General features: G+C 73.0%; 19 protein-coding genes and 1 tRNA gene. 1 reads left to right on the top strand and 19 read right to left on the bottom strand.

Annotated features, from left to right (window positions below):
* Positions 1-17 precede the first annotated feature (17 nt).
* The 19 genes from ACYVID_RS06785 to argS all read right to left on the bottom strand — a co-directional run bounded on the left by ACYVID_RS06785 (position 18) and on the right by argS (position 18,284).
* On the bottom strand, positions 18-836 hold the full coding sequence (locus tag ACYVID_RS06785; RefSeq protein ID WP_460735669.1) for a F0F1 ATP synthase subunit delta: 819 nt from the start codon (positions 834-836) through the stop codon (positions 18-20).
* Position 837: 1 nt separating this feature from the next.
* Complete coding sequence (locus tag ACYVID_RS06780; RefSeq protein ID WP_460735667.1) at positions 838-1,380, bottom strand: F0F1 ATP synthase subunit B; 543 nt, start codon at positions 1,378-1,380, stop codon at positions 838-840.
* Positions 1,381-1,417: 37 nt separating this feature from the next.
* Positions 1,418-1,624: an ATP synthase F0 subunit C gene (gene atpE / locus ACYVID_RS06775; protein ID WP_300641059.1), complete on the bottom strand. Its 207-nt coding sequence runs from the start codon at positions 1,622-1,624 to the stop codon at positions 1,418-1,420.
* A gap of 130 nt (positions 1,625-1,754) precedes the next feature.
* On the bottom strand, positions 1,755-2,552 hold the full coding sequence (atpB, locus tag ACYVID_RS06770) for a F0F1 ATP synthase subunit A (RefSeq protein WP_460735665.1): 798 nt from the start codon (positions 2,550-2,552) through the stop codon (positions 1,755-1,757).
* Between the two features lie 25 nt (positions 2,553-2,577).
* A complete protein-coding gene (locus tag ACYVID_RS06765; RefSeq protein WP_300641061.1) occupies positions 2,578-2,814 on the bottom strand; it encodes an AtpZ/AtpI family protein in 237 nt (78 codons plus the stop codon).
* Between the two features lie 30 nt (positions 2,815-2,844).
* Positions 2,845-3,342 (bottom strand): hypothetical protein, encoded by a 498-nt coding sequence (locus ACYVID_RS06760; RefSeq protein ID WP_460735663.1) that lies wholly within the window; start codon positions 3,340-3,342, stop codon positions 2,845-2,847.
* Between the two features lie 52 nt (positions 3,343-3,394).
* Entirely contained in the window at positions 3,395-4,552 is a 1,158-nt protein-coding gene (locus ACYVID_RS06755; RefSeq protein ID WP_460735661.1) for a glycosyltransferase family 4 protein, read from the bottom strand.
* Between the two features lie 4 nt (positions 4,553-4,556).
* Complete coding sequence (locus ACYVID_RS06750; protein WP_460735659.1) at positions 4,557-5,327, bottom strand: L-threonylcarbamoyladenylate synthase; 771 nt, start codon at positions 5,325-5,327, stop codon at positions 4,557-4,559.
* Between the two features lie 5 nt (positions 5,328-5,332).
* Positions 5,333-6,184: a peptide chain release factor N(5)-glutamine methyltransferase gene (gene prmC / locus ACYVID_RS06745; protein WP_460735657.1), complete on the bottom strand. Its 852-nt coding sequence runs from the start codon at positions 6,182-6,184 to the stop codon at positions 5,333-5,335.
* Between the two features lies 1 nt (position 6,185).
* Complete coding sequence (prfA, locus tag ACYVID_RS06740; RefSeq protein WP_460735655.1) at positions 6,186-7,259, bottom strand: peptide chain release factor 1; 1,074 nt, start codon at positions 7,257-7,259, stop codon at positions 6,186-6,188.
* 104 nt (positions 7,260-7,363) lie between these two features.
* Positions 7,364-7,579: a 50S ribosomal protein L31 gene (gene rpmE, locus ACYVID_RS06735; RefSeq protein ID WP_300641072.1), complete on the bottom strand. Its 216-nt coding sequence runs from the start codon at positions 7,577-7,579 to the stop codon at positions 7,364-7,366.
* A 99-nt stretch (positions 7,580-7,678) separates the two neighbouring features.
* Complete coding sequence (locus ACYVID_RS06730; protein ID WP_460735652.1) at positions 7,679-9,298, bottom strand: ATP-binding protein; 1,620 nt, start codon at positions 9,296-9,298, stop codon at positions 7,679-7,681.
* A gap of 13 nt (positions 9,299-9,311) precedes the next feature.
* On the bottom strand, positions 9,312-9,683 hold the full coding sequence (locus ACYVID_RS06725; RefSeq protein WP_300641076.1) for a response regulator transcription factor: 372 nt from the start codon (positions 9,681-9,683) through the stop codon (positions 9,312-9,314).
* A 76-nt stretch (positions 9,684-9,759) separates the two neighbouring features.
* A complete protein-coding gene (gene rho, locus ACYVID_RS06720) occupies positions 9,760-11,751 on the bottom strand; it encodes a transcription termination factor Rho (RefSeq protein WP_460735650.1) in 1,992 nt (663 codons plus the stop codon).
* A 145-nt stretch (positions 11,752-11,896) separates the two neighbouring features.
* Positions 11,897-12,814 carry a homoserine kinase gene (thrB, locus tag ACYVID_RS06715; RefSeq protein ID WP_460735648.1) on the bottom strand — a complete coding sequence of 306 codons (918 nt, stop codon included), beginning with the start codon at positions 12,812-12,814 and terminating at the stop codon, positions 11,897-11,899.
* A gap of 15 nt (positions 12,815-12,829) precedes the next feature.
* Positions 12,830-13,912, bottom strand: a complete 1,083-nt coding sequence (thrC, locus tag ACYVID_RS06710) for a threonine synthase (protein ID WP_460735646.1) — start codon at positions 13,910-13,912, stop codon at positions 12,830-12,832.
* A complete protein-coding gene (locus tag ACYVID_RS06705) occupies positions 13,909-15,213 on the bottom strand; it encodes a homoserine dehydrogenase (RefSeq protein ID WP_460735644.1) in 1,305 nt (434 codons plus the stop codon). The genes thrC and ACYVID_RS06705 overlap by 4 nt, the downstream gene beginning before the upstream one ends.
* Positions 15,214-16,617: a diaminopimelate decarboxylase gene (lysA, locus tag ACYVID_RS06700; RefSeq protein WP_460735643.1), complete on the bottom strand. Its 1,404-nt coding sequence runs from the start codon at positions 16,615-16,617 to the stop codon at positions 15,214-15,216. It abuts the gene before it with no gap.
* A complete protein-coding gene (argS, locus tag ACYVID_RS06695) occupies positions 16,614-18,284 on the bottom strand; it encodes an arginine--tRNA ligase (protein ID WP_460735642.1) in 1,671 nt (556 codons plus the stop codon). Before argS ends, lysA begins: the two co-directional genes overlap by 4 nt.
* A 153-nt stretch (positions 18,285-18,437) precedes the next feature.
* Between argS and ACYVID_RS06690 the strand changes: the two genes are divergently transcribed.
* Positions 18,438-18,513 (top strand) — tRNA-Arg (locus ACYVID_RS06690).
* Positions 18,514-18,566 lie beyond the last annotated feature (53 nt).

The following is an 18,566-nucleotide window of genomic DNA, read 5'->3' as shown; positions in this document are numbered from 1 at the left end:
AGGGGGTGGGGCCGGGGTCAGCCGGCGAGCAGACGACGCGCGTCGTCGAGCCGGCTCGAGACCGTCCCGTCGATCACGTCGTCACCGATCTCGACGCGGACACCACCGAGGACCTCGGGGTCGACCACGGTGTTGAGGTGGACCGGCCGGCCGTACTGACGGGTCAGCAGGTCGGCGAGGCGCCGCTCCTCGGTCTCGCTGAGCGGCCGGGCGACGCGCACGGTGGCGACGTTCTCGCCGGCCACCGCAGCAGCGACCTTCTGGTACTCGACCAGGGCCGCGCCCACGGTGCGGTAGGTGCCGTGCAGGGCCTGCGTGGCCAGCACGACGGTCGCCGGGAGGGCCTTGCCGCCGAGGAGGTCCTCGACGAGCCGGGCCTTGTCGGCGATGGAGCGCGCGGGGTCGGAGAGCGCGTCGCGCAGCGACGGCTCGGCCTTGACGGTCTGACCGAAGGCGAAGAGCTCGTCGGCCAGCCGGTCGGCGTCAGCCTGGACCGAGCGCACGGTCGCGACGACGCTGAGGTGCTCGAGCGCGTGGGCCAGGTCGCTGGCCACCGTCCACCGTCGCGAGACGGCCGAGCGCAGCAGCGCGAGGCTGGTCTCGGAGACCTTGGCGCCGAGGACCTCTCCCACGAGGCCGGTCTTGGCCTCGGTCGGGATCGACCCGTCGGTGGCGAAGCGGCGCAGCGCACCCTCGGTGCGCAGCGTCGAGGCCACCGAGAACAGGTCGGAGGCCACCCGGGTGGCGGTCTCCGGCGAGCCGGAGACCGAGGCCTCCAGCTCGCCGGTGAGCGAGGCGACGGCGTCGGCCGAGGCTCCGCGGAAGTCCGAGGTCATCTCAGTTGACCCCCGGGGTCCCGGCCTCGAGGTCGGCGAGGAAGCGCTCGACGACGCGGCTCTGGCGGGCCTCGTCCTCCAGGCTCTCGCCCACGATGCGACCGGCCAGGCCGGTCGCGAGGGCGCCGACCTCGGCCCGCAGCGAGGCGACGGCCTGCTGGCGCTCCGCCTCGATCTGGGTCTTGCCGTGGTCGACGATGCGAGCCGCCTCGGTCTGGGCCTGCTGGCGCATCTCGGCGACGATCGCAGCACCCTGCTCGCGGGCCTCCTCGCGGATGCGCGCGGCCTCGTGACGGGCCTCGGACAGCCGCTGCTCGAGCTCGGCGAGCTTGGCGTCGGCCTCGGCCTGCTTGGTCTCCGCCTGGGCGATCCCGCCCTCGATGGCCGCAGTCCGCTCGGTGAACGCCTGCTCGAAGCGGGGCGCGACGAACTTGTAGATCAGGACGACCAGGAGCAGGAAGAAAGCCCCGCCGAGGACGATCTCGATCACCGGCGGGATCAGCGGGTTGGTGGGTTCCGCCGCCCGCAGCATGGAATCACCCATGAGTCACCTCAGTACGTGGGAAGGAGCGTCGGACGGATCAGGTGATGACGAACGCGAGCGCGATGCCGATGATCGCGAGCGCCTCGGCGAGCGCGAAGCCGAGGATCGCGATCGACTGCAGGCGACCCTGCGCCTCGGGCTGACGGGCGACGCCGTTGATGTAGGCGGCGAAGATGAGACCCACCGCGATCGCCGGGCCGATCGTCGCGATGCCGTACCCGAGCATGTTGAGGGAGCCAGTCACGGCTTTTCCTTTCGTCTGACGCCGGCGGCGTCGTTTTGGCGGAACTGCTGTCGTGCGGTGCTGCGTTGTCCAGCACCGCGGGTTATTCAGTTGTGGGAACCGGGGTCGCCCCCGAGCGCCGAGCGGGTGCTCAGTGCTCGTCGGCGAGGGCGCCGCCGACGTACATGGCCGTCAGCAGCGTGAAGACGTAGGCCTGCAGGAACATCACCAGGAGCTCGAGCACCGAGACGGCGAAGAACATGACCCAGGCCAGGACGCCACCGAAGACGTTGACCAGCGAGGGCGACTCGATGATGAGGTACTCACCGCCGACGGCGAAGAGGACCAGCAGCAGGTGGCCGGCGAACATGTTGGCGAACAGACGCAGCGCCAGGGTGACCGGCCGGACCAGGATGTTGGAGAGGAACTCCAGCGGCACGATGAGCAGGAGCACCGGGCCCTTCACGCCCGCGGGGATGCAGGTGTGCTTGAGGTAGCCGATGAGGCCGTGCTTCCAGATGCCGGCGCCGTTGTAGAGCAGCCAGGTCAGGATCGCCAGGCCGTAGGCGTAGCCGGAGCGCGAGAACGTCGGCAGCTGGATCAGCGGGACGATGCCGAAGTAGTTGTTCACTGCCACGAACATGAACAGCGCGAAGAGGTACGGCACGAACTTCAGGTAGTGCTCGGCACCGATGATCTCGCGGGCGATGCTGTTGCGGACGCCGCCGTAGGCGATCTCGCCGGCGTACTGCAGGCGACCGGGGACGATCGCGGCGCGGCGCGCCATCAGGTAGGTCACGCCCGCGATCAGGACCACGGACAGCGCCAGCTGCAGCATCGACTTCGTGACCCCGCCGAACAGCGGCGGGTACTCGAAGACGGACGGGCCCGGCGGCTCGAAGCCGCCGCCGTCGGCCAACGGCAGTAGGACGGTGGCGAGGTCGATCAACGCCGGGTCTCCTTCGTCGTCTGCGTCACTGCTCTCCCCCGGAGTCTGCCGGAGGGGCGCCGAACGTCTTGAACACCATGTACATCCCGAGGCCCGCACCCAGAAGGATGCCGACCGCCACCAGGAACGAGGTCCCGAGCCACCGGTCGGCCAGCCAGCCGAGGACGCCGTAGAGCAGGACGCCCGCCACGAGGTAGCTGAAGGCCCGCCAGGGATCCTGGGACGGCTGGCTCGTGTCGTACCGAGAGTCGTCGGGAGCCATCGCGAAGCGGACGATAGCAGTCGGTGGCACTCATCGCCGCACCGCCTCGGGCGAGGGGCCGGCGGGGGTCGTGGGGGCCGCTGCGGGGCCCTGCTGGGGCAGCTCGTAGACGGGGATCCGGACGCGGACGGCGGCGACCACTTGGCCCACCATCCACCCCAGCATCACGGCGAGCAGGCCGCCGAAGAGCCAGCGGCGCTCGGCCAGGTCGGCGAAGAGCGCGGCCTCGGAGGCGGCCAGCAGGACGGCCACCAGCAGCACGAGCTGCAGCGCGTAGGTCATCAGCGCCACGCCCAGCGAGGCGCCCGGCATGAGACCCGCCACCAGGTCCACGGCCGTGGAGCCGAAGAGCAGGATGCCCAGGACCGCCAGCGCGCCGAAGACGGCTGCGAGGGCCGCGTCACTGCCCGAGGCCAGCCAGCCGGCGCCGGCGACGAGGAGCCCGGGGACCAGCGCGGCGGCGCCGACGGCGCCGTGCAGGAGCACGGCGTGCGGGCGGCGCGGGGACGCGGTCGTCGCGGGGGTCATCGGCGGCCGTTCTCTGCTGGGAGGGGCAGGGCTGTAACGCTCGTGAAAACTATCACAAGCGTTCGGGCGCCTCGGCAACTGGATCGTTCAAGACCGCGGGCCGGTGCAGCCGCGGGAGCAGGAAGGTGAGCGCGATCGTGCCCGCCGTCGCCACGGCGACACCGGCCACCACGACCGGACCGGAGTAGAGGCTCACCAGCACGGTGCCGAAGGCGACCAGGGCCGCCCACAGCCACATGATGAGCACCGCGCGGCGCTGGGAGTGCCCGATCTCCAGCAGCCGGTGGTGCAGGTGCTGCTTGTCCGGGGCGAAGGGCGAGCGGCCCGCTCGGGTCCGGCGCACCACGGCCAGGACCAGGTCGAGCAGGGGGACCACGAGGATCGCCACGGGCAGCAGGATCGGCAGCAGCAGGACCAGGCTGGCGTCCCCGCCCGAACCGCTGCCCTGCGACAGGTCGACCTCGTTGAACTGGCCCGTGAGGGTGATGGCTCCCGCGGAGAGCACCAGCCCGATGAGCATCGACCCCGAGTCGCCCATGAAGAGGCGGGCCGGGTTGATGTTGTGAGGCAGGAACCCCGCGCAGGCGCCCGCCAGCGCCACGGTGAGCAGCGCCGCCGTGGTCGCGCGCGAAGTGTTGTTGATGGCCGTCAGCTGGTAGCAGAACAGGAAGAAGGCCCCGGCGCCGATCCCGACGACGCCCGCGGCGAGGCCGTCGAGGCCGTCGACGAAGTTCACCGCGTTGATGGTGGCGATCACCAGGAACCCGGTGAGCAGGGCGGCCTGCCTCGGGTCGAGGGAGAAGATCTCGCCGCCCGGGACGGTGAAGAAGTAGAACTGCACGCCGAAGGCCACCAGGAAGCCCGCGGCCAGCAGCTGGCCGCCGAGCTTGGTCAACGCATCGAGCTCGAAGAGGTCGTCGAGCACCCCGACCGCACAGATCAGCGCCCCGGCACCGATGACCACCCCGGCGTCGCGGAAGACCACGTCGCCCGCGGTGGAGAGGAAGGGCAGCTCACGGGCCACGAGGTACGCCGACACGAGGCCGCCGAGCATCGCCAGCCCCCCGAGGTAGGGGATCGGCTCGTCGTGCACGTCGCGGTCGCGGACGCGCGCGACCGCACCGGTGCGCAGCGCGATCTCGCGCGCGATGACGGTGAGGAGGTAGGTGACCGCCATGGCCACCAGGAAGACGACGACGTACTCGCGCACGCCCTCAGACCTCGCTGTCGGCGCGCGGCCCCGGGTCCTGCTCGTCGGGGTCCGTGCTCACGGGACCGCGGGGACCGCCGGGGTCGTCGCCCGCGGTCGGCGGCCCGGCCTCCGGCTCCTCGCCCTCGAGCACGAGCGTCGCACCCAGGGGCTCGAGCACCTCGTTGAGCCGCTCCAGCGACAACGCGCCCAGGCGCAGCACCCGGCCCTGGGTGCCGGTCACGTCCACGATCGTGGACGCCTCTCCCCCGGGCGACTCGCCGTCGTCGACGATGACGTCGACGTCCTCGCCGAGCATCTCCTCGGCCTGGTCTGCGTCGGTGGCCGCGGGCATCCCGGTCTTGTTGGCCGAGGAGACCGCCAGGGGCCCGGTGCGCTCGAGGATCTCGCGCGTGAGGTCGTGGTCGGGCATCCGGACGGCGACGGTGCCGCGGGTCTCCCCCAGGTCCCACTGCAGGGAGGACTGCTGGTGGCAGACGAGGGTCAGCGGACCGGGCCAGAACTCGTCGACCAGCGCGCGGGCGTAGCCGGGCACCCGCACGGCCAGGGCGTCGAGCGTCGTGGCGGCCGAGACCAGCACCGGCGGCGGCATCTCGCGTCCGCGTCCCTTGGCGGCCAGCAGCGCACGGACGGCGGCAGGGTCGAAGGCGTCCGCGGCGATCCCGTAGACGGTGTCGGTCGGCACCACCGCGAGACCACCGCGCTGCAGGGCCAGGGCAGCGGCCTCGACCGCGCTCTCCCGGTCGTCCTCGCCCTGGGTCGTGTAGCGCTCCATGGGGGTCATCGTGCCAGTCGGGCCGTGGTGAACCGTGCGCGACCGGCCAGGTCCGCGTGGTCGCGCACCTCGTGCCAGCGGCCGGTGGCGGCCAGCACGGCCGGCACGCTCTCGCCCTGGACGTCGGCGTGCTCGACGCCGAGGACGCCGCCCGCTCGCAGCAGCGCGGCGCCGCGGACCGCCAGGAGGCGGATCGCGTCGAGTCCGTCCTGACCCGAGAAGAGCGCCAGGTGCGGGTCGTGGTCGCGTGCCTCGACCGCCACTGACTCCCACGACTCCAGCGGGACGTAGGGCGGATTGCAGACCAGCACGTCGACGGTGCCGAGCAGGTCCTCGAACGCCTCGAAGGCGTCGCCCAGCCGCAGGTCGACCCCGGTGCCGGCGAGGTTGCGCTCGGCGTAGGCGTGCGCCTCGGGGCTCAGCTCGACGGCGTGGACACGGGCGTGCGGCACCTCGTCGGCCACCGCTGCCGCGATCGCGCCGGAGCCGGTGCACAGGTCGACCACGACGGGCGCGGCCAGGGCCGCGGCCTGCTCGACGGCCCACCCGGCGAGCAGCTCGGTCTCGGGGCGGGGGACGAACACGCCCGGCCCGACGGCCAGCTCGACGTGCCGGAAGCCCGCCGAGCCCGTGAGGTGCTGCAGAGGCTCGCGGGCGGCGCGGCGCGCCACCAGCACGTCGTACGACGCCGCCTGCTCGTCGGTGACCTCCGCGACCAGGGCGAGCCCGCCGCGGGTGGTGCCGAGCACGTGGGCCAGCAGGGTCGCGGCGTCGGAGTCCGGGCTGGCCACTCCCCCGGCGGCCAGGCGTGTCGCGGCGTCGGCGAGGAGCGCGCGACGCCCGACGGGCGGGGCCACCTCAGTCCTCGAGCGCGGCCAGGCGCGCGGCCATGTCGGCGTCCACGCACGAGGCGAGCACCGGCTCCAGGGCGCCGTCGAGGACCTGGTCGAGGTTGTAGGACTTGTAGCCGGTGCGGTGGTCGGAGATCCGGTTCTCCGGGAAGTTGTAGGTGCGGATCCGCTCGGAGCGGTCGACCGTGCGGACCTGGCTGCGCCGGGCCTCCCCGGCGGCGGCCTCGGCCTCCTCCTGGGCGACGGCCAGCAGGCGCGCGCGCAGGATGCGCATCGCCTGCTCCTTGTTCTGCAGCTGGGACTTCTCGTTCTGACAGGACACGACGATCCCCGAGGGCACGTGGGTGATCCTGACCGCCGAGTCGGTGGTGTTGACGCTCTGCCCACCGGGGCCGCTGGAGCGGAAGACGTCGATGCGCAGGTCGTTCTCGTCGATGCTGACGTCGACCTGCTCGGCCTCCGGGAGCACCAGGACGCCGGCGGCACTCGTGTGGACCCGCCCCTGGGACTCCGTCACCGGAACCCGCTGGACCCGGTGCACGCCACCCTCGAACTTCAGCAGCGCGTACGGCGCCTCACCGGGCGCGGGAGTGCCCTTGGCCTTCACGGCCACCGTCACCGACTTGTAGCCGCCCAGGTCGGACTCGGTGGCGTCGAGCACCTCGACGGACCAGCCGCGCTGCTCGGCGTACCGGGTGTACATGCGCAGCAGGTCCCCGGCGAACAGGGCGGACTCCTCACCGCCCTCCCCGGACTTCACCTCCAGGAGCGCGTCCTTCTCGTCGGCCGGGTCGCGGGGCACCAGCAGGCGGCGCAGCCGCTCCTCGGTCGTCGCACGACGCTCCGCCAGGGCCTCGGCCTCCTCGGCGAAGGCGGGGTCCTCGGCGGCCAGCTCGCGCGCGGCCTCGGCGTCCTCGCCGAGGGTGCGCCACTCCCGCCAGGTGCCGATGATGGCCGAGAGCGCGGCGTAGCGCTGGTTGAGGCGCTTGGCCAGCCGGGCGTCGGCATGGGTCTCGGGCTGGGCGAGCTGCTGCTCCAGCTCACCGTGCTCGACGAGCATCCCCTCGACGGCCTCGAACACGCGGTGCTCCTCGGGTGGTGGTGCGGTGAGTGGGGATCGAGCGGGGACAGCACGAGCGCCGGCCCTCCCAGCCTGTGGCGGGGTGGACCGGCGCTCGGACGGGGCTACTTCTTGGCAGCCTTGGCGTAGCGGGCCTCGAAGCGGGCGACCCGGCCGCCGGTGTCGAGGATCTTCTGCTTGCCGGTGTAGAACGGGTGGCACTGCGAGCAGACGTCGGACTTGATGACGCCCGAGGTCGCCGTGCTGCGGGTGGTGAACGTGGCGCCGCAGGCGCAGGAGACCTGGGTCTCGACGTACTCCGGGTGGATGTCCTTCTTCATGGGTCTTCCTCTCGTCGATGACCCCGGGTCGCCCTACCTGGGTGGTGGCGTGAACCGGGATCGAGCCAGGACATCATGCCCAACGCCGGGGCCCCTGCCCTAATTCCGGCTGGCCGGCTCCTGGTCGGGCTGCCCGACGGGCTGCCCGGTCGGTTCCTCGGCGGAGCGCCCGGTCGACCCTGCCGCCGGGACCTCGGCGGGCTCGGGCGCCGCGGTGTCCCCGAGCAGCGGGAACCGCATCGTCACGGTCGTCCCCCGCCCCTCCTCGGACTCGATGCGGAGCTCGCCGGCGTGCCGGTCGACGATGGTCTGCACGATCCGGATGCCCAGGCCGGTGCCCGCGATCTCGTTGGTCACCGCGTTGGACGCCCGGAAGAACCGGGTGCCGAGCCGCTCCACCTCGGCCGCGGGGATGCCGATGCCGTGGTCGCGCACGCGGACGACGGCCTGTGCGGCACCGGCGGTGACCTCGACCTCGACCGTGGTGTCGTCGAGGCTGAACTTCACGGCGTTGGAGAGCACGTTCAGCAGCGCCCGCCCGAGCATCGCCCGGTCGGCCAGCAGCAGCACCGGCGTCGTCGGCGCGTTCAGGCGCACCGTGATGCCCCGGCTCGCCGCGGTGATGCGCACGTCGGTGACCGCGTCGCGCACCAGCGGCACCAGGTCGGCGGACTCCAGGTCGGTGTGCCGGGTCTCGGCCTTGGACAGGGTCAGCAGGTCGTCGATCAGCATCTTGAGCCGGGCCACGTTGCGGCGGCTCGCCTCGAGGATCCGCTCGTGCCGCGGCGACATGACGTCCTCGAACTCCTCGGCCACGACCTCGAGGTAGCCGCTGATGGTCGTCAGTGGCGTGCGGAGCTCGTGGGAGACGTTGGAGACGAAGTCGTCCTTGGCGGTGTCGAGGGTCCGCAGCGACGACTGGATCCGCGACTCGACCGCCAGCGCCCGCCCCTGCGCGTCGGCCAGGGCGTTGAGCGCCTCCACGACCGAGCGCAGCTCGCGCGGGCCGACCGGACGAGCGCGCAGGGACGGGTCCTTGGCCATCTGGGTCACGACGCGCTCGAGCTCGACCAGCGGGTCCGACACGTCACGCAGCATCTGGGCGCGCGAGCGGGTCACCACCAGCCAGGCGAGGAGGGCCAGCAGCGCGATCGCGCCGACGGTGGCGCGCAGCCGCCAGGAGGCGTCCGTGCTGGCCTGGCGGACCCGGTCGCCGAACGCGGCGGCCGTGGCGCGGTGCGACTCCAGCACCTCGCCGAAGAGCACCTGGCCGAGGCGGTAGCGACGCGGCTGGAAGCTGTCGGGACCTCCCGCGTCGGCGACGCGGGGCTGGGCGTAGCGGGTCAGCCACTCCTCGACCGCCGCCTCCTGCTGGGCGACCAGGACCCGCAGGTCCGGGTCGCCCTCGGCGTACGCCCGGACCTCGCGCTGGTCCGCGGGGAGCCGGGCCAGGACCTGCTGGTACTGGTCGAGCGCCGAGGGGTCGCCGCTGCGGGCGTAGTTGGCCACGGCTCCCTCCATCGCCGTGAGGTCCAGCAGCACGTCCTGGTTGGCCGCGGCCGCCGGCTGCAGCTCCTCGGTGAGGCTGTTGACCGCACGGGTGGAGAGAAGGACCCCCAGGATCGCGACCACGGCCATGAGCCCGACCACGAGGGCCAGGCGGAACAGGGCAGGAGTCAGTGTCCGTGCGACGGTGCGCCCGGGCGCCGTGGCCTCCACGCCTGACCCCGTCTCAGCCCGAGCGCGACAGCAGCGCCTCGACGCGCGCTGCCAGCTCGCGCGGGCTGAACGGCTTGGTGATGTAGTCGTCGGCACCGGAGTCGAAGCCCGTCTCGACGTCGGACTCCTGGGCGCGGGCCGTGAGCAGGATGACGGGCAGGTCGGCCAGGGCGGGGTCGGCCCGGATCGCCCGGATCGCGTCGAGGCCCGAGACCCCCGGCATCATGACGTCCAGCACCGCGAGGTCGGGGCGGCTGGCCTGGCATGCCTCCACCGCCGCCGCGCCGTCGCCGACCGCCGTGATCTCGTGACCCATGGTCGAGAGCTTGAACTCGACGAGCTCACGGATGTCGACGTCGTCGTCGGCCACCAGGATCCGTGCCACGGGTCACCTCTCGTCGCGGGCCACCGGGCCCAGGTCTCCAGCAGAGCCTAGGGCACCGGAGGTGCCCGTCAGGCCGCTACCTGGCAACCTTCCCGCCGGCTTCCGCCAGCTGCCCCTGGGCCTGGACCGACCGGAGCAGCTCGTAGTTGGTCTGGGTGGCGGCGAGCCGGTCCAGCAGCAGCTCCATCGCCTGCACCGGCTCGAGCTCGGCGAGCCCGGCGCGCAGGGCGTCGACCACCGCGACCTCCTCCGCGGCCAGGAGCAGGTCGGCGCGACGCGTCCCGCTCGCGGCCACGTCCACGGCCGGGAAGAGCCGCCTGGCAGCCAGGTCGGATCGCAGGCGCAGCTCGTGGTTGCCGGTCCCGCGGAACTCCTCGAGGATCCGCTGGTCGGTCGCGGAGCCGGAGTCGGCGACGGCCGTGGCGAGGATCGTCAGCGACCCGCCGTTCTCGATGTTGCGGGCGGCACCGAAGAGCCGCTTGGCCGGGTGCAGGGACTGCGGGTCCAGCCCGCCCTCCAGCGTCCGGCCGCTCGAGGGGGCCGCCAGGTTGTAGGCGCGGGTGAGGCGGGTCAGGCCGTCCAGCAGCACGACGACGTCGTGGCCGAGCTCGACCAGCCGCTTGGCCCGCTCGACGGCCAGCTCCGCGACGGCGGTGTGGTCGGCCGGCTGGCGGTCGAAGGTCGAGGCGATGACCTCGCCCTTGGTCCGCCGCTCGACGTCGGTGACCTCCTCCGGCCGCTCGTCGACCAGCACGACCATGAGGTGGCACTCGGGGTTGTTGGCCGTGAGCGAGTCGGCGATCGACTGCAGCAGCATCGTGCGGCCCGAGCCCGGGGGCGCGACGACCAGGCCGCGCTGGCCCTTGCCGACGGGTGCCAGCAGGTCGACCACGCGACCCACGAGGTCGGTGGGGCCGGTCTCCAGGCGCAACCGCTCGGAGGGGTAGAGCGGGGTCAGCCGGGCGAAGTCCGGGCGGTGGCGCGAGGCGTCGGGCTCCTGACCGTTGACGCTCTCGATCTTCACCATCGGGTTGAACTTCTCCTTGCGCTCGCCCTCGCGGGGCTGGCGCACCTGCCCGGTCACGGCGTCGCCGCGACGCAGGCCGTACTTCCGCACCATGGTCAGCGAGACGTAGACGTCGTCGGTGCCGGCGAGGTAGCCGCTGGTGCGGACGAAGGCGTAGTTGTCGAGCACGTCGAGGATGCCCGCGGCCGGGACGAGCACGTCGTCCTCGAGGATCGTGGTGTCCACCTCGCCGCGACGGGTGCGGTCGCGCTCGCGGCCACGACGGCGCCGGCTGCGGCGGCCGCCCTCGTCATCGTCGTCGTCGAGGTCGCCGCCGAGGTTCTGGTTGCCGGGGTTCTGGTTGCCGGGGTTCTGGTTGCCCTGCTTGCCGCCCTGGCCCTGCTGGTTGCCCTGCTTGCCGCCCTGGCCCTGGTCGCCACCCTTGCCCTGGTCGCCGGCCTGACCCTGCTGGGACTTCTGGTTCTGGTTCTTCTTGCCCTGCTGGCCCTGCTGCCGGTCCTGCTGCGGGCGCTCGGAGCGGTCCTGGCGCTCCGAACGCTGGCGCTCCTGCTGGTCGGCCTTGCCCTGCTGGTCGGCCTTGCCCTGCTGGTCGGGCTTGCCCTGCTGGTCGCCCTGGCCCTGCTGCTGGCGCTCGGGCCGGTCCTGGCGCTCGGCGGAGCGGTCGCGCGCGGGGCGCTCCTCCTGCTCCTGCCGCTGCGGCTGCCGGTCACCCTGGTCGGTGGCGGGGCGCTCGGCCGGCTGGTCGGTGGTCCGGGGTGTCGACCGCCCGTCCGAGGAGTCACCGGCCCGGCCTCCCGACCGGCCACCCGACTGGCCATCCGACTGGCCCGACTGGCCACCCGACTGGGCGGCCTTGATCGCCTCCACGAGCTGGGCCTTCTTCATCGACCCGGACCCCTTGATGCCCAGGCCCCCGGCGAGCTGCTTGAGGTCGGCCAGCAGCATGCCGTTGAGGCCACCGGCGCGGGCGCGCTTGCTGGTGGCGGCGGCCGGCGCCGCCTGTCCCTGCTCGGCGGCGGGGTCGTGGGTCTGCTCGGTCACGTGAGTCCTTCCCACACCGGTGTGCGCGAGAGGACAACCGGCGTGCGCGATCCGCCCGAGGGGCGAGGAACGGGAGCCCGCTGGACGCGGGACGCGGCCCGCGTCGGAGACGACGTGCGGCCGGGCGCCACAGTAGCAGTCGCGCTCAGCCCTCGCGGCGCACCACCGCACCGGCGCCGTCGACGGCGAGGTGCGTGGACCACCAGCCCGCCGGCGTACGGTCCAGGACCGCACGGGTGGAGTCGGCCTCCGGGCCCTCGACGAAGGCCAGCACCGTCGGTCCGGCGCCGGAGACCACGGCGGGGATCCCGTCGGCGCGCAGCGCCTCGACCAGGTCCAGGGACTCCGGCATCGCCGGGCGCCGGTAGGACTGGTGGAGGTAGTCGCGGGTGGCGAGCAGCAGGTGCTCGGGGCGCCCGCCGAGGGCCGCGACCAGCAGCGCGGCACGGCCGGCGTCCGCGGCCGCGTCGGCGTGCGGCACGGTGTCGGGGAGCAGCCCGCGGGCGGCCTCGGTCGAGACCGGCGTCGGCGGCACGAGCGCGACCGCGCCGATCCGGGGGTCGACGGGGGCCGGGACAGCGTAGAACTCCCCCGCCTCCTGGCCCGAGACCACGAAGCCGCCGAGCAGCGCCGGCGCGACGTTGTCGGGGTGCCCCTCGATGCGGGCGGCCAGCCGCAGCGCGGCCTCGTCGTCGAGCAGCAGCTCACCGCCCGCCACCAGGGCTCGCGCCAGGACCACCCCGCCGACGATCGCGGCCGAGGACGACCCCAGGCCGCGGGCGTGCGGCACGACGTTGCGGCAGGTCAGGCGCAGGCCCGCGGGCTGGCCACCGAGCAGCTCGAAGGTGGCGCGCATCGAGCGGACGACCAGGTGCGACTCGTCGCGGGGTACGTCGTCGGCACCAGCGCCCTCGACCTGCACGACGAGTCCCGACCCGAGCACCTCGCCCTCGAGCTCGTCGCGCAGCGAGAGCGCGAGGCCCAGGGAGTCGAAGCCGGGGCCGAGGTTGGCCGAGGTGGCCGGGACGGAGACGCCGACCGGGCCGTCGACGAAGGTGACCATGAGCGGGTCCGGCCCTCAGGCCAGGCCGGCGGCAGCCGCGGCGGCGTCCACGTCGGCGTCCACCACGGTGTCGACGATCCCGCCACCGCTGGCCGAGAAGGCCTCCAGCGCGGTCGCGGTGTCCTTGAGCCCGTGGCCGGTCACGGTGATGACCACCGTCGAGCCGCGGTAGGACTCGCCGTGGGCCAGCTCCTGCAGCAGGCCGGCGACCCCGGCCGCCGAGGCGGGCTCGACGAACACGCCGTCGTGGCTGGCCAGCTGCGCCTGGGCGGCGAGGATCTGGTCGTCGGTGACCGCGGCGAACCGGCCCTCGGACTCCTTCGCCGCCTTCTCGGCCAGGTGCCAGGAGGCGGGGTTGCCGATCCGGATCGCGGTGGCCTTGGTCTCCGGGTCCGGGAAGGGCTCCCCGGTCACCAGCGGCGAGGCGCCCTCGGCCTGGAAGCCGCGCATGACGGGCCGCTTCGTGGCCTCGCCGAGCTCGGCGTACTGGGTGTAGCCCAGCCAGTAGGCGGAGATGTTGCCGGCGTTGCCGACGGGCAGCAGGTGGTAGTCCGGGGCGTCGCCGAGGAAGTCGACGACCTCGAAGGCCGCGGTCTTCTGCCCCTCGAGGCGGACGGGGTTGACGCTGTTGACCAGGGCCACGGGGTAGGCCTGCGAGAGCCCGCGCGCCATGGCCAGGCAGTCGTCGAAGTTCCCGCGGACCATGATCACCTGCGCGCCGTGGAGGATCGCCTGGGCCATCTTCCCGGCCGCGATCTTGCCCTCGGGCACGAGCACGAGCGGCTTGATGCCGGCCTTGGCGGCGTAGGCGGCCATCGAGGCGGAGGTGTTGCCGGTCGAGGCGCAGACCACCGCTTTGGCGCCCTCGTGGACGGCCACCGACAGCGCGGCGGTCATGCCGCGGTCCTTGAAGGAGCCGGTGGGGTTGTCGCCCTCGACCTTGAGGTGCACCTCGGCGCCGGTCAGTCCGGAGAGCCACTCCGAGTGCACGAGCGGGGTGCCGCCCTCGCGCAGCGTGACCGCGCGGGTGCCCTCGGGGATCTCGAGCAGGTCGCGGTACTCCTCCACGACCCCCCGCCACTGCTGGGTCCGGCTCACTCCGCTCCTCCTTCGACGCGCATGACCGAGGTGACCTCGCGCACGATGTCCATCCGCTGCAGGTGCTCCACCGTCGCGGAGAGCTGGGCGTCGGTCGCCTCGTGCGAGACCACGACCAGCTGCGCGTCGTCGTCGCGGCCCTCCTGTCGCACGGTCTGGATCGAGACGCCGTGCTCGGCGAAGGCCTGCGCCACCGCGGCCAGCACGCCGGCACGGTCGTCGACGTCGATGGCCACGTGGTAGCGGGTGACCGTCTCGCCCATCGGCAGCACCGCCAGGTCGGCGTACGCCGACTCGCCGGCGCCGCGCGTGGCGGCGAGCCGGTTGCGGGCGACCGTGACGAGGTCGCCCAGGACGGCCGAGGCCGTGGGCGAGCCGCCCGCGCCGGGGCCGTAGAACATCAGCTGCCCGGCGGCCTCGGACTCGACGAAGACCGCGTTGTAGGCCTCGCGGACCGAGGCCAGCGGGTGCGACCGCGGGATCATCGCGGGGTGGACCCGCACGGCCACGGCGTCCTCGCCGCCCGGCTGGCGGCGCAGCTCGCAGATGGCCAGCAGCTTCACGACGCAGCCCATCTCGGCGGCGGAGGCGACGTCGGCGGCGGTGACCTCGGAGATGCCCTCGCGGTGCACGTCGGCGGCGGTCACGCGGGTGTGGAAGGCCAAGGAGGCCAGGATCGCGGCCTTGGCCGCGGCGTCGAAGCCCTCGACGTCGGCGGTCGGGTCGGCCTCGGCGTACCCCAGCTCCTGGGCCTCCTCCAGCGCCTCGGCGAAGCCGCTCCCGGCGGTGTCCATCTTGTCGAGGATGAAGTTGGTGGTGCCGTTGACGATGCCCAGCACGCGGGTGACGCGGTCACCGGCCAGGGACTCGCGCAGCGGGCGCAGGATCGGGATCGCGCCGGCGACGGCGGCCTCGTAGTAGAGGTCGCGGTCGGCCTTCGCGGCCGCCTCGAACAGGGTGGGACCGTCCTCGGCCAGCAGCGCCTTGTTGGCCGTGACGACCGAGGCCCCGTGCTCCAGCGCGGAGAGGATCAGGCCCCGGGCGGGCTCGATGCCGCCGATGACCTCGACGACCACGTCGGCCCGGGTGACCAGGGCCGCGGAGTCGGTCGTGAGCAGCCCCTCGGGGACCTCCACCTCGCGCGGTGCGTCGAGCCGGCGCACGCCGACGCCGACCAGCTCCACCGGCGCACCGATGCGCGCCGCCAGGTCCTCGGACTGCTCGGAGAGCAGCCGCACCACCTGCGAGCCCACGGAACCGCACCCCAGGACCGCCACCTTCAGCGGTTCAGCGCTGACCATCTACAGATCACCCACGTCGGTTGCCAACAGGTCGTCCTCAGTCTCGCGCCGCACGACGACGCGTGCGACCCCGTCCCGCACCGCGACCACCGGGGGCCGCAGTGCGTGGTTGTAGTTGGAGGCCATGGAGCGGCAGTAGGCACCGGTGCCGGGCACGGCCAGCAGGTCGCCGGCCGCGACGTCGCCGGGCAGGAACTCGTCCTTGACGACGATGTCCCCGGCCTCGCAGTGCTTGCCGACCACGCGGGCGAGCACCGGCGGCGCGTCGGAGGCGCGACCGGCCAGCGTGCAGGAGTAGTCGGCGTCGTACAACGCGGTGCGGATGTTGTCGCTCATGCCGCCGTCGACCGAGACGTAGGTGCGCACGGCTCCCCCGTCGAGCCGGACCGGCTTGACGGTGCCGACGGAGTAGACCGTGCACACCGCGGGGCCGACGATCGCGCGACCCGGCTCGATGGACAGGTGCGGGAGCTCGATGCCCAGCGCCCGGCACTCGTGCTCGACGATCTCGCGCATCCCCGCGGCGAGGTCGCGCGGGTCGGCCGGGTCGTCCTGGGTGGTGTAGGCGATGCCGAAGCCGCCGCCGAGGTCCATCTCGGGCATGACCGTGCCGAGCTCGGTGGCCACCCGGGCGTGCAGCGCCAGCACGCGACGGGCCGCGACCTCGAAGCCGGCGGTGTCGAAGATCTGGCTGCCGATGTGGGAGTGCAGGCCGCGCAGCTCGAGCGCGTCGGAGGCCAGCACCCGGCGCACCGCCTCCAGGGCGTCGCCGGAGGTGATGGAGAAGCCGAACTTCTGGTCCTCGTGAGCCGTCGCGATGTACTCGTGGGTGTGGGCCTCGACGCCCGCGGTGACGCGGACCATCACCGCGGTCCTCGTGCCGTGCGCCCGGCTGACCTCGGCCAGCCGCTCGACCTCCTCGAAGGAGTCGATGATGACCCGGCCCACGCCCAGCCGCACCGCGCGCTCGAGCTCGGCGACGCTCTTGTTGTTGCCGTGGAAGCCGACCCGCTCCATCGGGAAGCCGGCGCGCTCCGCGACCGCCATCTCCCCGCCCGTGCAGACGTCGAGGTGCAGCCCCTCCTCGGCGACCCATCGGGCCACGGCCGTGCAGAGGAACGCCTTGCCGGCGTAGTAGACGTCGAAGCCTGCGAAGGCGTCACGGAAGGCCCCGGCGCGGGCGCGGAAGTCCGCCTCGTCCAGGACGTACGCCGGCGAGCCGTGCTCGGCCACGAGGTCGGTCAGCGCCACGCCGCCGACCGACAGCACGCCGTCGGACTTCGTGGCGGTGCGCGACCACAGCTGCTCGACCAGCTCGTTGGGGTCGCTGGGCTCGCGCAGCCACGAGGGACCGCGCAGCGCGCCGGAGGCGTGGGCCCAACCGGCCTCGTGGGTGTGGCTCACATCCGCTCCGGGGCGGAGACACCGAGCAGGTCCAGGCCGTTGGCCAGGACGGTCCGGGCCGCGAGCGTGAGGACCAGCCGGGCCTCGTTGACCGGGGCCACGGGCTCGTCGCCTTGCGGCAGCATCCGGCACTCGCGGGTGTCGTACCACTTGTTGAACGTGGAGGCGAGGTCCTCGAGGTAGCGCGCGACCCGGTGGGGAGCGCGCAGCTCGGCGGCGGCCGTCACGACCCGGGGGAACTCCGCGAGCGCACGCAGCAGGTCGCCCTCCCGCTCGTGGGAGAGCAGGGCCGGGTCGAAGGCGGCCGCGGCCGCCTCACCGGACATGCCGAGGTCGGCGGCGTTCTCGACCATCCGGCAGGTGCGAGCGTGGGCGTACTGCACGTAGAACACCGGGTTGTCGTTGGTCGCACGGGCCCAGAGCTCGAGGTCCAGGTCGATGTTGACGTCGCTGGAGTAGCGGGCCAGTGCGTAGCGTCCCGCGTCCACACCGATCGCCTCGACCAGGTCCTCGAGCGTCACGACGGTGCCGGCCCGCTTGGACATGCGCACGGGCTGACCGTCGCGGAGGAGGTTGACCATCTGGCCGATGAGGATCTCGAGGTTCGTGCCCGGCTGGTCGCCGAAGGCGGCACACATGGCCATCATCCGGCCGACGTACCCGTGGTGGTCGGCGCCCAGCATGATCAGGCAGCGGTCGAACCCACGCTCGCGCTTGTCGAGGTAGTAGGCGAGGTCGCCGGACAGATAGGCGCCGTTGCCGTCGGACTTGATGACGACCCGGTCCTTGTCGTCACCGAACTTCTCGGTGGCCAGCCACGTGGCCCCGTCCTGCTCGTAGATGTTGCCGAGCTCGCGCAACCGCGCCACCGCACGCTCGACCGCGCCCGACTTGTGCAGCTCGTCCTCGTGGAAGAACACGTCGAAGTCGACGCCGAAGTCGTGCAGGGACTGCTTGATCTCGCCGAACATCATCTCGACGCCGATGGCCCGGAAGACCTCCTGCGGGTCGTCAGCCTCGAGAGCGTCGGGCCGCTGGGCCAGGACCGCCGCAGCGATGTCGTGGATGTACTGCCCGCCGTACCCGTCCTCGGGTGCGGGCTCGCCCTTGGCCGAGGCCAGCAGCGAGCTGCTGAACCGGTCGATCTGGCTGCCGTGGTCGTTGAAGTAGTACTCCCGCGTGACCTCGGCGCCGGAGCGCTCGAAGATCCGCCCGAGGGCGTCGCCGACCGCTGCCCACCGCACCCCGCCGATGTGGATCGGGCCGGTGGGGTTCGCCGAGACGAACTCCAGGTTGACCTTCTCCCCCGCGAACGCGTCGTTGGCGCCGTACGCCGCCCCGGCCGCCACGATGTCGGCGGCGACCTTGCCCTGGGCGCCGGCGTCGACGGTGATGTTGAGGAAGCCCGGACCGGCGATCTCGACGGCGGTCACGCCGTCGCCGGCCAGCAGCCGCTCGCGCACCAGCTCGGCCAGGGCCCGGGGGTTGAGACCTGCCTTCTTCGCCAGCTGCAGCGCGACGTTGGTGGCGTAGTCGCCGTGCTCCTTGGAGCGGGGTCGCTCCACGGTCACGTTCGTCGGGACGCCGTCCGGCAGGGTGAGGGCACCCTCGTCGGAGAGCGTCGTCAGCACGTCGACGATCGCGGTGGAGAGCTGCTCGGGAGTCACCCGACAACCCTATCGGCGCGCGCGTGCGGGCCCCGCATCGATATCGGCGCTGGGACGTGGCGCGCCGGGGGCGACCCGATTCGGCACCCCCCTGGCCGGGCTGTAGGGTGAGCCCGCTCGCAGGCCCGGCCCCGTGCCGGACCTCGACAGCACGCCTCCGTAGCTCAGGGGATAGAGCACTGGTTTCCGGTACCAGGTGTCGCAGGTTCGAATCCTGCCGGAGGCGCCAGCACCGCGACGGTCGTCGACCGTCGTCCCGACCCGGACCCGCTCCAGCAGGTC

The organism is Nocardioides ginkgobilobae, assembly GCF_054781275.1.
The sequence above is the reverse complement of the archived record's forward strand: the minus strand, read 5'-3'. Positions and strand labels throughout refer to the sequence as shown.

Bases quoted from the DNA above. Each gene is read 5' to 3' on its own strand.
- thrB (WP_460735648.1), bottom strand. From the start codon at position 12,814: ATGGTCACCTTCGTCGACGGCCCGGTCGGCGTCTCCGTCCCGGCCACC.
- ACYVID_RS06765 (WP_300641061.1), bottom strand. From the start codon at position 2,814: ATGGCTCCCGACGACTCTCGGTACGACACGAGCCAGCCGTCCCAGGAT.
- ACYVID_RS06750 (WP_460735659.1), bottom strand. From the start codon at position 5,327: ATGGAGCGCTACACGACCCAGGGCGAGGACGACCGGGAGAGCGCGGTC.
- ACYVID_RS06785 (WP_460735669.1), bottom strand. From the start codon at position 836: ATGACCTCGGACTTCCGCGGAGCCTCGGCCGACGCCGTCGCCTCGCTC.
- ACYVID_RS06780 (WP_460735667.1), bottom strand. From the start codon at position 1,380: ATGGGTGATTCCATGCTGCGGGCGGCGGAACCCACCAACCCGCTGATC.
- ACYVID_RS06760 (WP_460735663.1), bottom strand. From the start codon at position 3,342: ATGACCCCCGCGACGACCGCGTCCCCGCGCCGCCCGCACGCCGTGCTC.
- rpmE (WP_300641072.1), bottom strand. From the start codon at position 7,579: ATGAAGAAGGACATCCACCCGGAGTACGTCGAGACCCAGGTCTCCTGC.
- ACYVID_RS06705 (WP_460735644.1), bottom strand. From the start codon at position 15,213: ATGGTCAGCGCTGAACCGCTGAAGGTGGCGGTCCTGGGGTGCGGTTCC.